This is a genomic window from Rhizobium freirei PRF 81 (assembly GCF_000359745.1).
Lineage (GTDB): Bacteria > Pseudomonadota > Alphaproteobacteria > Rhizobiales > Rhizobiaceae > Rhizobium > Rhizobium freirei.
In genome coordinates, this window is sequence record NZ_AQHN01000055.1 from 1 (window position 1) to 17,407 (window position 17,407).

At 60.4% G+C, this 17,407-nt stretch carries 12 protein-coding genes, 1 pseudogene and 1 riboswitch; of the genes and pseudogenes, 6 read left to right on the plus strand and 7 right to left on the minus strand.

Annotated elements, in window-relative coordinates:
- From RHSP_RS09655 to cobU, 3 genes and pseudogenes are all read right to left on the minus strand, one after another.
- Nucleotides 1–675: pseudogene (locus tag RHSP_RS09655) on the minus strand (cobaltochelatase subunit CobN); the annotation flags it as partial.
- Nucleotides 676–911: 236 nt separating this feature from the next.
- Nucleotides 912–1,961 carry a cobalamin biosynthesis protein CobW gene (gene cobW, locus RHSP_RS09660; protein WP_004115717.1) on the minus strand — a complete coding sequence of 350 codons (1,050 nt, stop codon included), beginning with the start codon at nucleotides 1,959–1,961 and terminating at the stop codon, nucleotides 912–914.
- Between the two features lie 5 nt (nucleotides 1,962–1,966).
- Entirely contained in the window at nucleotides 1,967–2,491 is a 525-nt protein-coding gene (cobU, locus tag RHSP_RS09665) for a bifunctional adenosylcobinamide kinase/adenosylcobinamide-phosphate guanylyltransferase (RefSeq protein WP_004115720.1), read from the minus strand.
- A gap of 142 nt (nucleotides 2,492–2,633) precedes the next feature.
- Nucleotides 2,634–3,031: riboswitch (cobalamin riboswitch) on the minus strand.
- A gap of 179 nt (nucleotides 3,032–3,210) precedes the next feature.
- On the opposite strand from cobU, the gene RHSP_RS09670 reads away from it, so the two are divergent.
- Nucleotides 3,211–5,007, plus strand: a complete 1,797-nt coding sequence (locus RHSP_RS09670; protein ID WP_004115723.1) for a chloride channel protein — start codon at nucleotides 3,211–3,213, stop codon at nucleotides 5,005–5,007.
- A gap of 102 nt (nucleotides 5,008–5,109) precedes the next feature.
- Here RHSP_RS09670 and RHSP_RS09675 read toward each other — a convergent pair whose 3' ends face one another.
- Complete coding sequence (locus RHSP_RS09675; RefSeq protein WP_004115726.1) at nucleotides 5,110–6,564, minus strand: cobyric acid synthase; 1,455 nt, start codon at nucleotides 6,562–6,564, stop codon at nucleotides 5,110–5,112.
- A gap of 235 nt (nucleotides 6,565–6,799) precedes the next feature.
- Here RHSP_RS09675 and RHSP_RS35100 point away from each other — a divergent pair, with 235 nt between their 5' ends.
- The 5 genes from RHSP_RS35100 to bmt all read left to right on the plus strand — a co-directional run bounded on the left by RHSP_RS35100 (nucleotide 6,800) and on the right by bmt (nucleotide 12,072).
- Nucleotides 6,800–6,943, plus strand: a complete 144-nt coding sequence (locus tag RHSP_RS35100; RefSeq protein ID WP_086005354.1) for a hypothetical protein — start codon at nucleotides 6,800–6,802, stop codon at nucleotides 6,941–6,943.
- A gap of 803 nt (nucleotides 6,944–7,746) precedes the next feature.
- The gene (locus tag RHSP_RS09680) at nucleotides 7,747–8,745 is read left to right on the plus strand and encodes an ABC transporter substrate-binding protein (protein ID WP_004115729.1); all 999 of its coding nucleotides are present in this window, start codon (nucleotides 7,747–7,749) and stop codon (nucleotides 8,743–8,745) included.
- A gap of 234 nt (nucleotides 8,746–8,979) precedes the next feature.
- A complete protein-coding gene (locus RHSP_RS09690; protein ID WP_037150979.1) occupies nucleotides 8,980–9,891 on the plus strand; it encodes an ABC transporter permease in 912 nt (303 codons plus the stop codon).
- On the plus strand, nucleotides 9,884–10,936 hold the full coding sequence (locus tag RHSP_RS09695) for a quaternary amine ABC transporter ATP-binding protein (protein ID WP_037150980.1): 1,053 nt from the start codon (nucleotides 9,884–9,886) through the stop codon (nucleotides 10,934–10,936). The genes RHSP_RS09690 and RHSP_RS09695 overlap by 8 nt, the downstream gene beginning before the upstream one ends.
- 158 nt (nucleotides 10,937–11,094) lie before the next feature.
- A complete protein-coding gene (gene bmt / locus RHSP_RS09700; protein ID WP_004115733.1) occupies nucleotides 11,095–12,072 on the plus strand; it encodes a betaine--homocysteine S-methyltransferase in 978 nt (325 codons plus the stop codon).
- Nucleotides 12,073–12,180: 108 nt separating this feature from the next.
- On the opposite strand, the gene RHSP_RS09710 is transcribed toward bmt, so the two are convergent.
- The 3 genes from RHSP_RS09710 to RHSP_RS09720 form a co-directional block, all read right to left on the minus strand.
- Nucleotides 12,181–14,703, minus strand: a complete 2,523-nt coding sequence (locus RHSP_RS09710; RefSeq protein WP_081615306.1) for a class I SAM-dependent methyltransferase — start codon at nucleotides 14,701–14,703, stop codon at nucleotides 12,181–12,183.
- Between the two features lie 75 nt (nucleotides 14,704–14,778).
- A complete protein-coding gene (locus tag RHSP_RS09715; protein WP_004115737.1) occupies nucleotides 14,779–16,254 on the minus strand; it encodes a glycosyltransferase family 2 protein in 1,476 nt (491 codons plus the stop codon).
- A 106-nt stretch (nucleotides 16,255–16,360) separates the two neighbouring features.
- Entirely contained in the window at nucleotides 16,361–17,089 is a 729-nt protein-coding gene (locus RHSP_RS09720; RefSeq protein WP_004115738.1) for a phosphodiester glycosidase family protein, read from the minus strand.
- Between the last annotated feature and the right edge of the window lie 318 nt (nucleotides 17,090–17,407).

Genomic DNA, 17,407 nt, shown 5'->3' on the forward strand with positions numbered 1-17,407 from the left:
CCGCAGGCGGGGCGAAGGGGAAGCCGCGGACTCGATATGCCCCCTCTCCCCGTCACTACGGGGAGAGGGTTGGGGTGAGGGGCGAACCCTCCATTCGATTTCAAGTCTCCTCCACTCCTCGGCGCCGATCACGCCCCGACCCGGCCACCAGATGCCGGCTTTCATCAAGGGCACGGCAGGCATCGGCCTCTCGGCACCCAAGAGCATCGCCTCGGCATAGGAAAGAAACGCCCGCGAATTCGCCTCACCGCCCTCGATAAGATAGGACCAGAGCGCGTTGAGATCATCGAGCGCGACGTTGGAAAAAGGCGTCAGCCCCGGATCGGGTTTCGAATCCCCCGGCAGCACCGCAATGAGCGCCCCCTGGCGCGCCGCACAGGCATGCAGCGCTTCCAGCGCATAGTGGAAATAGCTCGCTCCTCCGAGCGCCCGCACGATGATGAGCTTCGCATGGCGAGCGGTCCGGTCGATATAGGTATCGACGGACATCGGATGCTTGAGGCTCATCAGGCTTGCAACCCGAAGGGAACGGCCGCCTTCGCCGTGTGCTGCGGCAACCGCCGCGAGCTCGGTGTCGGCGGCCGACAGAAAGAGGATATCGCCGGGCGACTGCCCAAGGTCGATCGCCTCTTCACCGTCGCTGATCGTTCCTTTCTGGGCTAAAAGGAGATGCATTAGGCTTTAGAGTATGCAGCGGCATACCCCCCTCTGTCACGTTGTGGCATCTCCCCCACAAGGGGGGAGATCATTCGGAGCCATGCTTCGCCGCACTTACCTCCCAAGCATCCTGCGACTCCCGCCATCGGTTGTTTTGCGACGCGGCAGCCACAAGCTTCCAATCTCCCCCCTTGTGGGGGAGATGTCGCGAAGGCGACAGAGGGGGGTATCTCGGAGCAAAGACGCAACATCGATCAGACCAGCGCCTCGATCGCCTTGCGCACGATCGTCTCGTCCATCTCGTGCAAGCCGATGACGACAAGCCGGGTCGCGCGCACCTCGCCAGGCGCCCAGGCGCGATCGAAATAAGTGTCGATGCGGCTGCCGACGGCCTGCAGCTGCAGGCGCATAGGCTTGCCGGGAACGTCAACAAAGCCCTTGAGGCGCAGCACGTCGTGCTCCGCGATCACGCCCTTCAGCGCATCGACAAAGGCCGCCGGCTCGGCAATCGGGCCAAGCTCGACCACAAAACTGTCGAACTCGTCGTGATCGTGCGGCGTGCCGTCCTCATGCTCCAGCTCGTGATGGGATTTGCGGTTGACGATATCGCCTTCCGTGCCGATGCCGAGGCCAAGCAGGACGGCGGCCGGCACATCGCCGTTCTTGGCTTCGATGATCGTCGGCTTGCGCTCCGTGCGCGAGGCAACTTCGGCGCGGACGCGGCCGAGGCCATCGACATCGATCAGGTCGGTCTTGTTGAGTACGATCAGATCGGCGCAGGTCAGCTGGTCCTCGAACAGTTCTTCAATCGGGCTTTCGTGGTCGAGCGAGTCATCCTCGACGCGACGGGCTTCCACCGCGTCATGATCGTCGGCGAAGCGGCCGGCGGCAACGGCGGCGCTATCGACCACGGTGATGACGCCGTCGACGGTGACATGGGTGCGAATGTCAGGCCAGTTGAAGGCGGCGACCAGCGGCTGCGGCAGCGCAAGACCGGATGTCTCGATGACGATGTGATCCGGGCGTGCATCACGCTCCAGAAGCTTCGTCATGGTGGGGATGAAATCGTCGGCGACGGTGCAGCAGATGCAGCCGTTGGTCAGCTCGATAATATCGTCTTCCGTGCAGTTCTCCGCGCCGCATCCCTTCAGCACGTCGCCATCGACACCGAGATCCCCGAATTCGTTGATGATCAGCGCGATCTTCTTGCCGCCGGCATTCTGCAGGAGGTTGCGGATCATCGTCGTCTTGCCGGCTCCGAGAAAGCCGGTGATGACGGTGGCGGGAATCTTTTCCTGGTTCATATGGGTCAACCCTTCATTTTCAGCGGCAAGCCCGCTGCGATAAAATAAACTTCGGCGCTCGCCGCCGCGACCATCTGGTGCAGGCGGCCGGCGTGATCGCGAAATTCGCGCGCCATGCGATTTTCCGGCACGATTCCGAGACCCACTTCATTGGAGACGAGAACGAGCCTCGATCGCGCCTTGGGCAGGAATTCGGTGATTGCGGCAAACTCGGCCGCCATGTCGCGCTCCGCCATCATCAGATTGGTGACCCAGAGCGTCAGGCAATCGACGAGTACAGCACGGCCTTCGGCGTCGATGGCGGCAAGCTGCCCGACGAGATCGATCGGCTCCTCATACGTCTGCCAGAGGTCGCCGCGATCGGCGCGATGCTGGGCAATGCGCTCGCGCATCTCATCGTCCCACGCCTGGCCTGTCGCCACATAGTGACGTTCAAGGCTCATATCTGAAATGAGGGCTTCGGCGAATCTGGATTTGCCGGAACGCGCGCCACCGAGGACGAAAATGGCTCGGGAAGTCGAAGGGGACATGCGCTATTCCCGCCCCCGCACAATAATGCGGGCCAGCAGCATGAAGCTGAAACCGGAAAACAGGCGTCGACACGCCGAAAACTCGTCTTGCGCCATGACAACCTCCGTGCTGGCAGCGGAACTCACGTTCCCGAAACGGGCTCTGCGCCCGGCACGTATGGCAGGTCTCCTGGCTCGCGGATAAGGCGCCGCGACGGGGGCAGACCGAAATCGGTCGCCCCCGATCGTGCGCCAGCGGGTCTTTCTCGCCTTCCCGGCAATGCATCATGAAGAGGCGGACGATTCGTAGAATAAGAGGCGTCCAGCCCCGGCTGATCATGATGCCACGCCAGTGGCTTTTCCGGCCTGCGGTTACCCCGCCCGGTCGCCCCATGCGAACCATCGACGGAATACCTTTCAAACCGAACGAAAGACCCTGACCGCTCTACAGTCGCGGGGTCGGCTGTGATGAGAACGCCCGGATTGGGTCCGTCCCTTCACATTCCCTTTTCATCCCATGCGGCAGATCGCCGCTCAGGAACCATTCGTTATGCCGATAATGATTAGGCTTTCGCCCGGTTCAAGTCAATCAAGGGCACCACAGCGACATTCCTCGTTCCATCCGCGAAATCGGTGCAAATTCATCCGGGAGCGCCGGTTTTTTTGCCGCATTTCTTTGATGTTAGGAGCTTATAGAGGTTAAGCCTCCACATTCGAGTAGAATATATCGCCCGCTCCCGATGCTACAGAAATTCCAACCTCGCCGTCTCGGCGTCTTCTCGGCTCTATTCGATCTCGGTCGATTCAGGGCATTGCTGCGCCGTGGCGAATTGGGACTTGTTTTTGCCGGCGCGCTGGCGGGAATAGCCTCCGGTTGCGCCGTGATTGCGATGAGCTTCATCTCGCGCAAGCTTCACAGCCTCATCTACGGCATAACCGACTACGAGCGCCTGAGCTCGGCGGCGATGGCAATCCCGGAAAAATCGATACTTCTGATCGCGCCGATCGCCGGCGGCATCCTCATGGGGATATTGCTTTATATACTGTCGCGCACGCGCAAGAAGCCGATGGTCGACCCGATCGAGGCCAATGCCCTGCATGGCGGCCGCATGTCGCTCACCGACAGTATCCTTGTTGCGGTACAGAATCTGATCTCGAACGGCTTCGGCGCCTCGGTCGGGCTCGAGGCAGGCTATACGCAGCTTGCAGCCGGCATCGCCTCGAAATTCGGCTACAAGATGCAGATGCGCCGTTCAGACCTGCGCATGCTCGTCGGCTGCGGCGCGGCCGGCGCCATCGCTGCGGCATTCAATGCACCGCTGACCGGCGCATTCTACGCATTCGAGCTCATCATCGGCAGCTATTCCATTCTGACCCTGACGCCCGTCGTCGTCTCGGCGCTGATCTCGACGATGATCGCAAGGCTGCTTGCCGGCGACGATTTCGCCATCGACATCGATCATTTCGGCGCGATCGTCCCGGCAGATTACCTTCCAGCCGTCCTGCTAGGCGCCTTCTGCGCCGGCATCGGCATCCTGATCATGCAGGGCGTCGCCTGGGTCGAGGAACTGGCGCGCAAGAGTTCCATCGCTCCGCCCTTCCGTCCTGCGCTCGGAGGTCTCGTCGTCGGCTTGCTGGCGCTGATCTCACCGCAGGTCCTGTCGGCCGGCCACGGCGCGCTGCATCTCAATCTGTCCAGCGAGGTGGCCCTAGGGGCTCTCGTGGGACTGTTCATCCTGAAATCGCTTGCCTCTGCCGTCTCGATCGGCTCCGGCTTCAGAGGCGGCTTGTTCTTCGCCTCCCTCTTCATGGGCGCATTGCTCGGCAAGATCTTTGCCTATTGCGCGCCCTATCTCGATCACGCCACGTTGACGCCGGCCGTCTATGCGGTGGTCGGCATGAGCTCGCTGGCCGTTGCGATCATCGGCGGTCCGCTGACCATGACGTTCCTGGCGCTCGAGATCACCGGTGACTTCCCGATTACCGCCCTTGTATTGGCAGCCGTCATCACCTCCTCGCTCGTGGTGCGCACGACCTTCGGCTACTCCTTCGCCACCTGGCGCTTCCATCTGCGCGGCGAAAGCATCCGCAGCGCTCACGATGTCGGCTGGATCCGCAATCTTACGGTTGCCCGGATGATGCGCCCCGACGTGCACACAGGAAGCATCGACATGAGCATCGAGGAGTTCCGTAAGAATTTTCCGATCGGCTCGGCGCAGCGCGTCATCCTGGTCGACAAGCACGAGAAATATTCCGGATTGGTTCTCGTGCCAGACGTCTATGCGAGCCCGATCGAGAAGGACGACGAGGAACACGGGCTTTCCGATTTCATCCTTCTTCGCAACGAGTTCCTGCAGCCGCAGATGAACGCCAAGCAGGCCGCCGCCATGTTCGACCAGACCAAGAGCGACGCGCTAGTCGTTGTCAACGACCTGATCGAGCGCAAGGTGATCGGTCTGCTGACGGAGAGCTACACGCTGCGCCGCTACAGCGAAGAACTCGATCGCCGCCGCCGCGAAGTATCGGGCGAACTCTAACGAGTGTCGCGACATTTCCGAGTGGCTTCGTCCGCTTCAGCTCTTTGATCCCAAGCATGTCGTAGTCGCGCAAGACGGCTGCACAGCTTTGCGCAACATGCACTATCGGACAAGGCTGTCGAGCCAGGCGGGATCGAGCACGCTTTCCAGCTCTCCGGCAATGTCGTCCAGCGCCGCATCGACGCTGGCACGATAGTCCATGCGCTCGCCTGCGAGGCCAAAGCTTGCGAGCAGCTTTGCCCGATAGGCGTCGCTGCCGAAGAGACCGTGCAAATAGGTGCCCATGACACGACCGTCCGCCGATATCGCCCCGTCCGGCCGGCCGTCGATTATCGCCGAGGGGCGCTCGCAGTCGGCGCCGCTCGTCAGGCCGAGATGGATTTGATAGCCGGACAGCGGCACGTCATATTCCTTCGAGACGGCAAGGCTGTTGCGCACCGTCTTCTCCGGCGCCATTACCGTCTCGATATCCAGAAGGCCGAGCCCGGGCGTCTCGGTCACCGATCCTTCTATACCGAGTGGATCGTAGACTGTATGACCAAGCATCTGATAGCCGCCGCAAATTCCGATGACGCGGCCGCCGCGGCGCACATGTGCGGCAATATCGCGATCCCACCCCCGGTCGCGCAGATCAAGAAGATCGCCGATCGTAGACTTGGACCCCGGCAGCACGACAAGTCCGGCGTCGGCGGGCAAACGCTCGCCTGCGCGGACGAAGACGAGATCGACGTCTGGCTCGGCCCGAAGCGGATCGAAATCATCGAAATTGGCGATGCGCGACAATACGGGCACGGCAACTTTCAGCGCACCGGAAGATCCGCGTGCCAACCGCTCCAATACGACCGAATCCTCGGCCGGCAGTCGAGCCGCCGCCTTGAGCCAAGGCACGATCCCATGACATTGCCAACCGGTGAAGCCATTAATCGCCTCTATGCCCTCTCTGAACAGGGAGACATCGCCGCGGAATTTATTGATGATGTAGCCGCGGATCATGCGGCGGTCTTCTTCCGGCAGGATGTGATATGTGCCGACCAGCGACGCGATGACGCCGCCGCGGTCGATATCGCCGACCAGCACGACGGGCACATTCGCGCGCGTCGCAAAACCCATATTGGCGATGTCGCCTCGCCTGAGATTGATCTCAGCGGGAGAGCCTGCCCCTTCCACGACGACCAAATCGGTTCCCGCGCGCATCGCGGCAAAGCTCTCAAGCACCGCGCCGAGCAATTGCGGCTTGAGTGCCTGGTAGTCCTTGCCCCTGGCATGCCCCCAAACCTTGCCCTGAACGATAATCTGGCTGCCAGTTTCCGATTGCGGTTTCAACAGTACCGGATTCATATGCACGGATGACGGCACGCGCGCAGCAAGCGATTGCAGCCATTGAGCACGTCCGATCTCACCACCGTCCTCGGCAACCGCGGCGTTGTTGGACATGTTCTGCGGCTTGAACGGACGGACCCTCACGCCCCTATTGGCGAACAGGCGGCACAGCCCGGCGACCAATACCGTTTTTCCGACATCGGAGCCGGTTCCCTGCAGCATGATCGCTTTTGTCATTCCCCACCACCTCGACATGCCGCAGCCATTGAAAACGCGGAGTTTTGCCTTGATTTTGCCGCGATCCGCAACGGCTGAAAACAGCGATTGCGATACAAAAATGCATCACCTCTAAATATACTCTGTTTGCGACATTGGATGGCGATTCCATCCATTGTTAGTTATGCTGAAGAGGATTATCTCCGTCGCGAAAACACACAACGAAATGAGCCGATCCGGCTCGGAGGACACCCTAATGCTCTTCATCTTCAACAGACAGAATTCCATCCAGATTGCCTGGAATGGCAAGCTGCCGGCACGGCGCCCCGAGAGCCGCCTGCAGCAGCTCGACACGCACTTCGGCACGATCGGCTTCATTCGCACCTATAACGTCGGCTGACACCCGGTCAAGCCGCAGCTCTGCTGATGACGCGCCGCCATGCGACTGCATTGGCGGCTTTTCTTTTGCCGCCTTGCAAGTGCTTGGAATGGGGCCGACGCCGCGCCCCGCAAAAGCCTGGGCCAGAAACGCGAAAACCGCGCGATCCGGAGATCTGCGCGGTTTGCCAAAAACGCCGGCTCCCTTGCGCATACGCCGCAAGGCTCGCTTCCCCCGGTACGCATAACCTGATCCGGAGAAGCAGCGGTGTCCCCCGCCACGCATCGATTGATAAACCGACATCGTTACCGGACGGTTATTAAGTGCTTAACCAAGAATGAATCCGAAAAATTTTTAAAAATTCTCTTCATCGCGTCGAGAAGGCACAAACGACGCAAATGGAATGAAAAAAGTCTTTCAGGGACGCGATATTTTAGGCATACTTAACTCCACCCATGCTGGAGGGCTTCATCGGAGCCCAACATTGCCCATTTTGCAGCCGTGAATAGCAGAAAATAGGCTAATTCAGGCGCTTATATCCGCTTCTCCAACAGGTGCGATAACTTCACTTGCCGGTCAGGCTGTTGATTTCTTCACTCAAATCCTTACGCTGCCTATCGTCGATGCAAAGAATGCCCGGCCGCGACAGAGTTCCGCGGTCGCAAAAAGACCAAATGCACGACAGCAGCAAAGGGGACCGTGCGGGCGTCGTCAGCGGCGTATGAACGGTTGTGGTTGGACCACCGCTGACAGGGATCGACAGGCAGCCTGGGTGCTTCCGGTCGATTTCCGCAACCTAACGAAAAATTGGGAGACATCATAAAATGAAGAAGCTTCTCGCTTCCGCGATCTTTGCACTCGGCGCCTATGCTTTGGCTGGCTCGGCGCATGCAGCATCATGCGGCGACGTATCGATTGCCGAGATGAACTGGGCTTCGGCCGGCGTTGCAGCCCAGGTCGACAAACTCATCCTTCAGAACGGCTATGGCTGCAACGTCACTCTGGTGACGGGCGACACGCAGCCGACCTTTGCCTCCATGAACGAAAAGGGCCAGCCTGACGTCGCGCCCGAGCTTTGGGTCAACGCCGTGCGCACGGCGCTCGACAAGGCCGTATCCGAAGGCAGCCTGATCGAGGCGGCGCCGCTTCTGAGCGACGGCGGCGTCGAAGGATGGTGGATTCCGAAGTTCGTCGCCGACGCACATCCGGATATCAAGACCGTTCAGGACGCGCTGAAGCATCCGGAACTCTTCCCTGCCCCTGAAGATCCCTCCAAGGGCGCGGTCTATAACTGCCCTGCGGGCTGGAACTGCCAGATCTCCACCGCCAACCTGTATAAGGCACTCGGCGCCGAAAAGCTTGGCTTTACGCTGGTAGACACCGGTTCCGCTGCAGGCCTCGACGGTTCGATCGCCAACGCCTTCGAAAAGAAGAGCGGCTGGCTCGGCTACTACTGGGCACCGACGGCCATCCTCGGCAAGTACGAGATGGTACGTCTGAGCTTCAACGTGCCGCATGACAAGAAGGAATGGGATGCCTGCACGGCAATCCAGGATTGCGCCAATCCGAAGGTAAACTCCTACCCTGTTTCCGACGTCTATACGGTCGTGACCAAGGCTTTCGCATCGAAGGCCGGCATCGCCATGGATTACATGAAGACCCGCAAGTGGGATAACGCCACCGTCGGCAAGGTTCTGGCCTGGATGACCGACAACCAGGGTACCAATGAGGACGGCGCCAAGTACTTCCTCAAGACCTACCCCGATATGTGGACCAAGTGGGTTGCTCCCGAGGTCGCCACCAAGGTCAAGGCTTCGCTCTGATCAGCACGAAAGCATCGGCGACAGGCCTGCGCCTGTCGCCGATTTCATATTCGCTGGAGGCGACGACCGACGGACAGACACGGTCGCAGGTCGCAACGAGCACAGATTGGCGCCGGCAAATGTAGTAAGAATTGAAAAGCAGCCTGCAGAACCGGTCGCAGCGCTGCAATACCGTTCGAACATGAAAGGCCACATGCGCGGACTGGACAGAACCGGACTAAGAAGGGGAAATACATGGCTATTCAGTGTACGATCCTGCCGGAGGTGCTCTGCAATTTTCCGGCAATAAACGAGTCGCTCATACGCGCCGCACGCAAGAATATCGACGATGGCTTTCGGGCGTCCGTACGCACCTATGCCAACCTCATCGACGCCATCGTGCAGCCGCTGCAATGGTTTTTGAACTATCTGGAATGGCTCTTCACCACCACACCCTGGTTCATCGTGCTTGTTGTCATGATGGCGATCGTCTACGCGGCCAGCCGCAACCTGAAGATCGTCCTCGGAACGGCGATTTCCATGCTTCTCATCGGCGCGTGCGGCCTCTGGGGCGACACCATGGTGACGCTTGCGATGGTAACCGTCTGCACGCTCATCGCCATCGTCATCGGCCTGCCGATCGGCATATTGATGGCGCGTTCCGACAGGCTGCAGGCGATCGTCAACCCGATCCTGGACGTGATGCAGACCATGCCGAGCTTTGTCTATCTCATCCCCGTCGTCGTCATCTTCGGTATCGGTAAGGTGCCAGGCCTCATCGCTGTCGTCATCTATGCCGTCCCTCCGATGATCCGCCTCACCAATCTCGGCATTCGACTGGTAGACAAGGAAGTCCTGGAAGCTGCCGACGCCTTCGGTTCGTCGCATCGGCAGAAGCTTTTCAACGTGCAAATTCCGCTCGCGCTACCAACCATCATGGCCGGTATCAACCAGACCATCATGATGTCGCTTGCCATGGTCGTGGTCGCATCGATGGTCGGCGTCGGCGGTCTTGGCAAGAACACGCTCCAGGCGATCAACAACCAGTTCTTCACCGTCGGCTTCCTCAATGGTTTTGCGCTGGTCGCAATTGCCATCATTTTCGACCGCACGAGCCAAGCCTATGGCAGACGGCTCCAGAAGCACTCGGAGGTCATCCATGGCTAGTCACGCGATTCAGATCAAAAGCCTCTACAAAATCTTCGGTCCTCGCGGACGTGACTTTGTGGACATGGTGAAGAACGGCACCAGCAAGACGGAACTCAACGAGGCACACGGCCATGTGCTCGGCCTGCAGGACATCAACATCGATATGCCGGCCGGCGCCATCACCGTCGTCATGGGCCTCTCCGGCTCCGGCAAGTCGACGCTGATCCGCCACATCAACAGACTGATCGAGCCGACGTCCGGCGAAGTGCTCTATGACGGCGTCGACGTCTGCAAGATGAACGAAAGTGCCCTGCGCGAATTCCGCCGCCATAAGACGGCGATGGTATTCCAGAAATTCGCCCTGCTGCCGCACCGCACGGTGATCGAAAATACCATCTACGGCCTGGACATTCAGGGCGTGCCGCGTGCCGAAAGCGAAAGGAAGGGGCAATACTGGATCGAACGCGTCGGCCTCAAGGGCTTCGAACGGCACTTTCCGAACCAGCTCTCGGGCGGCATGCAGCAGCGCGTGGGCCTCGCCCGCGCCCTGACCAATGACGCCGACATCCTGCTGATGGACGAGGCCTATTCGGCACTCGACCCGTTGATCCGCGTCGACATGCAGAGCGTGCTGCTCGATCTGCAAAAGGAGTTGAAGAAGACCGTGGTCTTCATCACCCACGATCTCGACGAGGCGCTGCGCCTGGGCGACAAGATCGCCATCCTGCGAGACGGCAAGGTCGTGCAGCAGGGAAGCGGACAGCAGATCGTGCTGCAGCCCGCCGACGACTACATCACCGCCTTCGTCAAGGAAGTGAACCGCGGCCGCGTCATCCAGGCTCAAACCATCATGAAGCCATCTGCGGGCGAACTCAGCGGCCTGCGCGTCACCGGCGACATGACGCTGGAAATCGTCGCCAAGCAGATAACCGAAGCGGGGCAGACGGGTGCCGTCGTCACCGACGCCGGTGGCAAGCCTGTCGGCACAATCGACCTGCAGAGCATCATCGCCGCCATGGTCACGCCGACGACCCATGAAGCGGCACAGATGGCAGCTGCGTAAAACCATCTTCCTCCGACATCAGCGAGCGCCCGCAAGGGCGCTCTCTTTTTATGGGCAGGCTGGATCTCGCTCCATGGCTGTTCGCTCATTGCACCTATATGCAGAAGCGCCCATAGTCGCATCCTGCATCCGAGCGCCCGCCTATCCGAGAAGACGCAATGACCGTCGCTGCCAATCCCCTCGCCGCTCTCCTTGCCGAAAGGGGCGTTCTGCTGGCCGATGGCGCCATGGCCACAAATCTCTTCGCCATGGGCCTCGAGATCGGTGAAGCGCCGGAACTCTGGAACGAGCTGCATCCCGAGCTGGTCGCAAAGCTGCATCAGGATTTCATCGATGCCGGAGCCGACATCATCCTGACCAACAGCTTTGGTGGAACGCGCTATCGCTTGAAGCTGTGCCATGCACAGGATCGCGTGCACGGCTTGAACAAGAGGGCGGCGGAAATCGCCCGCTCCGTCGCCGACTTGGCTGATCGGACGATCCTTGTCGCCGGTTCGGTCGGGCCGACAGGCGAGCTGTTGATGCCGCTCGGTGCGCTGGCCTATGAAGACGCCGTTTCCGCCTTTGTCGAACAGGTCGAAGGCCTGCAGGCCGGCGGAGCCGATCTCATCTGGATCGAGACCATGTCATCGCCCGAAGAAATCCGCGCCGCCGCGGAAGCAGCCGTCAAGGTCGGCCTGACATATATCTATACGGCATCATTCCACGCGGCCGGCAAAACCATGGCCGGCCTGCATCCGAAGGACATTCACGGCGTCGCGACGGATATAGGCCAGGGACCGCTCGCCGTCGGTGCCAATTGCGGCGCCGGCGTTCCCGATACTTTGTCGAGCCTGCTCTTCATGACCGAGGTGGACCCAGCAGCGACAGTCGTCGTCAAGAGCAATTGCGGCATCCCCGAATATCGTGGCGGCGAACTTCACTACCCCGGCAGCCCAGGGCTGATGGCCGACTACGCGCGCCTCGCACGCGACGCCGGCGCCAGGATCATCGGCGGCTGCTGCGGTACGTCCTGCATCCATCTGGCCGCCATGCGACAGGCGCTGGACAGCTACGTGCCCGGCCCTCGCCCCACATTGGAGACGATCGTCGAACGGATCGGGCCGCTCCATATCGAGACCACCAAAAAGGATTGAACCGCGCCGCACGGCAGCGCGGCCGGCATCACAAACGTCAAAGCCGGCCGCAAGACAAATGCGGCCGGCTTTGCTTTAAACCGATACTCGCAGGCGAAATCGCACCCGTTACTGTCCGAGCGGTGTGTGGTTCACGTCATCCAGGAAGGACATATCCTCGGCTTCGTCCTTGCCGAAGACAAAGAAATCCGCCTCCGAAATCAACGGATGCTTGTAGGGATTGTCGACGTGCTTCAGCAACTTCCATTCCGGCAGCCAGCGGGCAACATCGTCGGTGAAGCGCCGGTTCCTGACATGAATGGCGCCGTGGCGATCGGGACCGTCGTGGTTCGAAGCGTAGACGATCACGTAGCGCTTCGACATGCTAAACAGCCGCTCCATATAGGCGCGATACACATCTTCCTCGATCAAATGGAAGATCACATCGAGCGACAAGGTGAGCTCGAATGCTTCATTGTATCGGCTCATGTCCAGCTGCGGTTCACCGAGCCAGACGAAGTTGCAGCCGGGGCGGCTTCCGTGAATAGTCCGGCAAAGATCGATCGCCGTGTGCGAGACGTCGAAACCGGTGTAATCTTCGAAGTTCAGATAGCGAAGCTGATTGCCGTCGCCACTGCCAAGCTCCCCGACCAGCCTTACCTGTTTTTCGGCAACGAAGGCATTGAGAATGAGAGCCTTGTATTCGGCCGATCTGTTGTAGGAACCAGCCCCGGAATTGCCGCCGGTCAGATAGCGGTGTTCCCAGTATTTTGCCGAATCGAAGCCCGGTCGATTGTCTGCCGCAGACTGCAGGAAGGAAGGCACGACAGAGGTAAGATTGACGAGCGGCTCGATCGGCTCGAACCATGTTCCCCACTCATCGGCGTCCACCAGTTTCAGTTCGCTTGCGTTGCGGAGCGTCCAGGCGCGGACGCGCTCGGAATATTTCGACAGAAGTTCCTTGTAAGCGGAGGTATGACCGCCGCTGCGTGCGACAAGATGCACCTCGCAGAGGAAGTCGGGATGAAGCGCCGTGTTGCGCATATCCTCGGTCTCGTGATCGCAGGTGACGAAGATAACCGGATCACGTTCGCGCCCGGCAACCGCCATGATGAATTCCACCAGCCCGTCGGCCCGGTCTGCATCGACAAGGTAGATGATCGAGGAAGCGTCCGCAGCGTCCGATCGCAGCAGCGAGATCGGGTACATCGACGACAGGACTTCATCCTGCTTCCGCGAGCTGTCATAAGCCGAACCCGTGCCGGCGCTCGATTGATCGTAGATCGTCGGGCGCTGCACTTCGATCGGCAGCAGCCACCTTTCCTTGCGCGGCGCGATGTAGGCGGGAATACCTTCGCGATGCAGATACTGCGCAAGCCAGGTATCGGCCATGTTGCGATGGCGAAAATCGGTGAGCTTCATCTTCACCGTGCTGGAGTGGAAAGCACAGGCATTGGTCGCCGCGACATGAACCCGGCGGCGGCGCATGAAAGCATGCTCGAAATGAAGGACTGCACGGCCGCGATCCTTGTAGTAGCCCCGGCTCGGCTGCAGGATGATTGCCCCGTGGACGCCGAAGACCGCCTGACCGCGCAATTGCGCGAGTTCGCCGACCATGCGAGCGACGAAATCGTCGGGGTAGATGATGTCGTCATCGCAGGTGATGTAAACGGCGTCCTCGACCTGCTCCAGCCCCCAGAACTTGCCGGCATCGCCGTAGCGGCTGCCGTCGGTGTCGATGAAATGCCGGATCTTCGGATGGTCGGCAATAAAGCGCGGCGCCTGCGTGAAACCGTTGAGATAGACGTAGAGGCAATCGACTTGCGGCAGGAGCGACATGACGGTCGCGCGCAAGGCAATTTCATTTCCCGCGACCGTCGCCATGCCGGCCACGACCTGCCGGGTCGGCGGCAGCATCTCGAGGTGACGCGGGTCGAGCAGGTCTACCACCCGCACAGGCGAGGCAGCCTCCGCATGGATCGGTTCGAACAGATAGGTCGGCGTGTCGTTGTAGAATTGAATCTTGCGGTAGCCCAGCGGCCGCAGGACGGTCTCGACCTCGGCGAGGATCGCACGCGTGCCGGCGCTGACAAGCAGTTTCGGCCGAGAGCGGGCAATGGTTTCCTGGGCGCCTCGAAGCACATCGGCCTCAGCCCCGCCGACATCGACCTTGATCAGATGCACCCGATGATCGCCGACAAGATCGTCCAGCTTCGCCATCTGGATGGAGCCGTGGTCGGCCGGCTGGAAAAGTGCGCCGCCAAGATTGGCCGGATCCGCGTTGACGATCTCACCGACACCCGGAGCAGCGCCAAGGGCAAATGGGCAAAGCTCCACCAATCCGTTGATGCTGTTGAGCTCGACATTGGCCTGCAACGCGGCAAAGGCGGCCGGATTCGGCTCGAACGCAACCGTTCTGACACCGAGAACCGAGGAGAAGAAGAGCGTGTGATTGCCGATATAAGCGCCGACATCGATCACCAGGGCATCTTCCGGCAAGGAGGAGCCGACATCCTCCAGCATAGCCCGCTCGTAGAAGGCGCGGTCCTGCAGGATGATCCTTTGAATATGATCCTGTGGATTGGGGAGGTGGAACCGGACCGGATTCCGGTAGCTGTTCACTTCACAGGCGATCATGGCTTGCAGCGTCATCGCAGTTCTTTCCAACATGCAAAGGTTTGGGGGCAAAGGCGTATCGGCAACGCATCGGCGCGGCGGAGACCATCGTCAGCGGCCGCCGACGACCATCAATCCGCTGCCGCCAATGGCGTCGAGGCTGAACTTCAAGCCCGCGCTGACGCTGGCCCAGCGCTGAGCCGCCAGTGCCTCGGTCGCTCGGTCCTGCGCGAAAAGGCAGAGACTGAAGCCGGTGGGCGCCAGGTTGCTGGCCAGCGCCGGCAGGGCAAGCAAGGCACTCTCGGCCGGATAGGACGTATTCTGCAGGTCCACGACGACGAGATCGAATTTGACCTCCTCGCCGATCTGGCGGGTATCGGGAAAGATCGCCGAAACGTCCTCGAAACTCACATTGGCAGCCTCGGTCTCAATGATGGAAATACCCTCCATCAGGCCGCTGGTGATGAAACGCGCTTCGAGATCGCCCACCTGCTCGGGCGTGATGCACAGGCAGTTCAGGCCGGCATCCTGACCGGATATCAACGATGCCAGTGCCAATGCGGAACGCGGTGCGCCGATGTGCAGGATGTTCGGCCTATCGGTTCGTCCAAACGCCGCGCGGCGAAGCGCCCATATCTGGATCGGCGTCAGCGGATCGCGGCCGGCAGCGCACTGGGCGTCGAGCAGGGTCGGATAGCCGGCGACGAGGATTTCGCTTGCCGTCGCCTGCCAGGCATCCGCGCTGCCGACGGCAACGGCGGCAGAAACGACGTCGGACGGCCGATTGCTCGTGAAAGCCGGCGCTGCGACCCGCGGTGCCGTCGATTGCGCCGGCCGCGTCAGCGGCAGCGGCGGCTTGCTGAAGGCGTCCTGCGCCGAACGCTGCTGCGATGTGGAATTCAGGCCGCGCGATTGCGGGTCGAGATTGTGATGCGAGTAGGGATTGGATGCCGTGTAGCAATGGGCATTGACGGGTATGAATTCATAGCGCCGCGTCTGATCGAGGATAGGCAGCGCGAGCGCGATGTCGCAGGCGGCCATGAACCAATGCCCGTCATTGTCCTGGAAATAGCCCTCGGGAACATTATCCAGCAAGGACGCGCGGAAGCTGAAGAAATGGCTGGTCTTCCACCCTTGCCGACGCGGCGAAAGGTTGGGGTCCAGAGCGCCATTGCCGCCGAGCCCGCCGCCATCGGTGATGAAGTTCGTCCAAACAACGTCCTGACCGCTCGCATAGCTCCGCGACATCCGCTCGAGAATGGTGGGCATGATCAGCTGGTCGTCGCCATCGAGGACGGCGATGAACTCGGCCATGTCGGTGCGCGGCCTCAGATGCTCCCAGACGTTGCGTGATTTTCCGAATTGCGCGTCGTTGCGGATGAAGGTGTGCCTGCCCGGAAAGAGATCGCCCAGAAGTGCCGCGGCGATAATGCCCGTATCATCCTTGGAGCAATCGTCGATAAAAAGAACATGCAAGTCGTCAAGCGTCTGCCGCGAAAGACTTGCGAGGGACTGCCGGACGTACATTTCGCAATCGCGCGCCGTCATGAAGATCAGCGCCTTTGCCTCGTTTGCAATTTTCGTCATCAATGTTTCGAAGCCTCAATCCGACAATGTGCATCCGGAGGATATGAGATCCCCCGCTAGCTCGATTAGCGAATGTGGCTGGCTCCAACCTTGCGCGCTGCCGCGCTCAACCCGGTAGCATCTGCGTCACGGCGATGATCGGGCCGAGCGGAAACAAGCCGTCGCGCCTTTGCCATTCCGGAATGTCGAGGCTGGAAATGCTTCCGTCCAGAAACAGCGCGTTTGTGCAGTTGAGGTCGTCGCGGAAAAGCGTCGCGAAGTCGTGGAAGCGGACCGGCCCATCGGAAATCGCAAAGACAACTTTGCCATTGGCAGCGACGCCGACGCCGTTTCGTATCTTCAAGCTGGTGCTGTCGGCAAGGAATGACGGATGGAGCTTGCCATCGACGACGAGCATAGGGCCGGACTGGGTCGCATAGAACGGCTTGATGCCGGAGGCCACAAAAGCCTTGCTTTCCATCACGCCGGCCCGCCCCGGCAAGAGGTAGAAGATCCCGTTCGGCAGCAGATGGAAATTGCCCCAGCCCTTGTTCGTGTTGATCGGTTTCTGCTCGCGACCGTTTTCGACGAAGAGACCGACGGGCGATTGATCGTCGAGATACATGCCGCCATTCATGGCAAAGCGCACATAGACGCGATCCCGGCGCAAATCACTCTCCAGCGCCCGGAAGGAACCGTAAGGCTTGCCGCTGCGATCGTTCTGGAAAAGCTGGATATCGTCGACGGTCGGATCGAAGGTACACACGATGTAACCATCGCCGAGGTGCTGGATCCTACGGCACGCTTCGCCGGCTGACGCAGCGCCGGCGCAGGCAAGAACGGCAAGGATGAGCATCAATCGAATCAAACGCGCAACTCCGTACGCATGACATAGGCGACAGAGCGCTACGCGATTGCGGCGAAAGAAGGAAGACGATCGGGTGATACCGCGGCGACAGGCCAAGCAATCGGGGCTCGATGAAACATATGCGCTGCGGCCTGGCGCGCACACCCGATTGCCTGAGATTCAGGGCCAGCGACGGACGGTGGGGCCACCTTCGGAAGATTAGGTCGACCTTGGGAAATAGTTGCTGTGAACGCGCGCCTGCGGCTATGTTGAATGCAAATAAGCATGGAAACATAGGTCGAACCCGGCGGCACAGGGGGCCGGTCC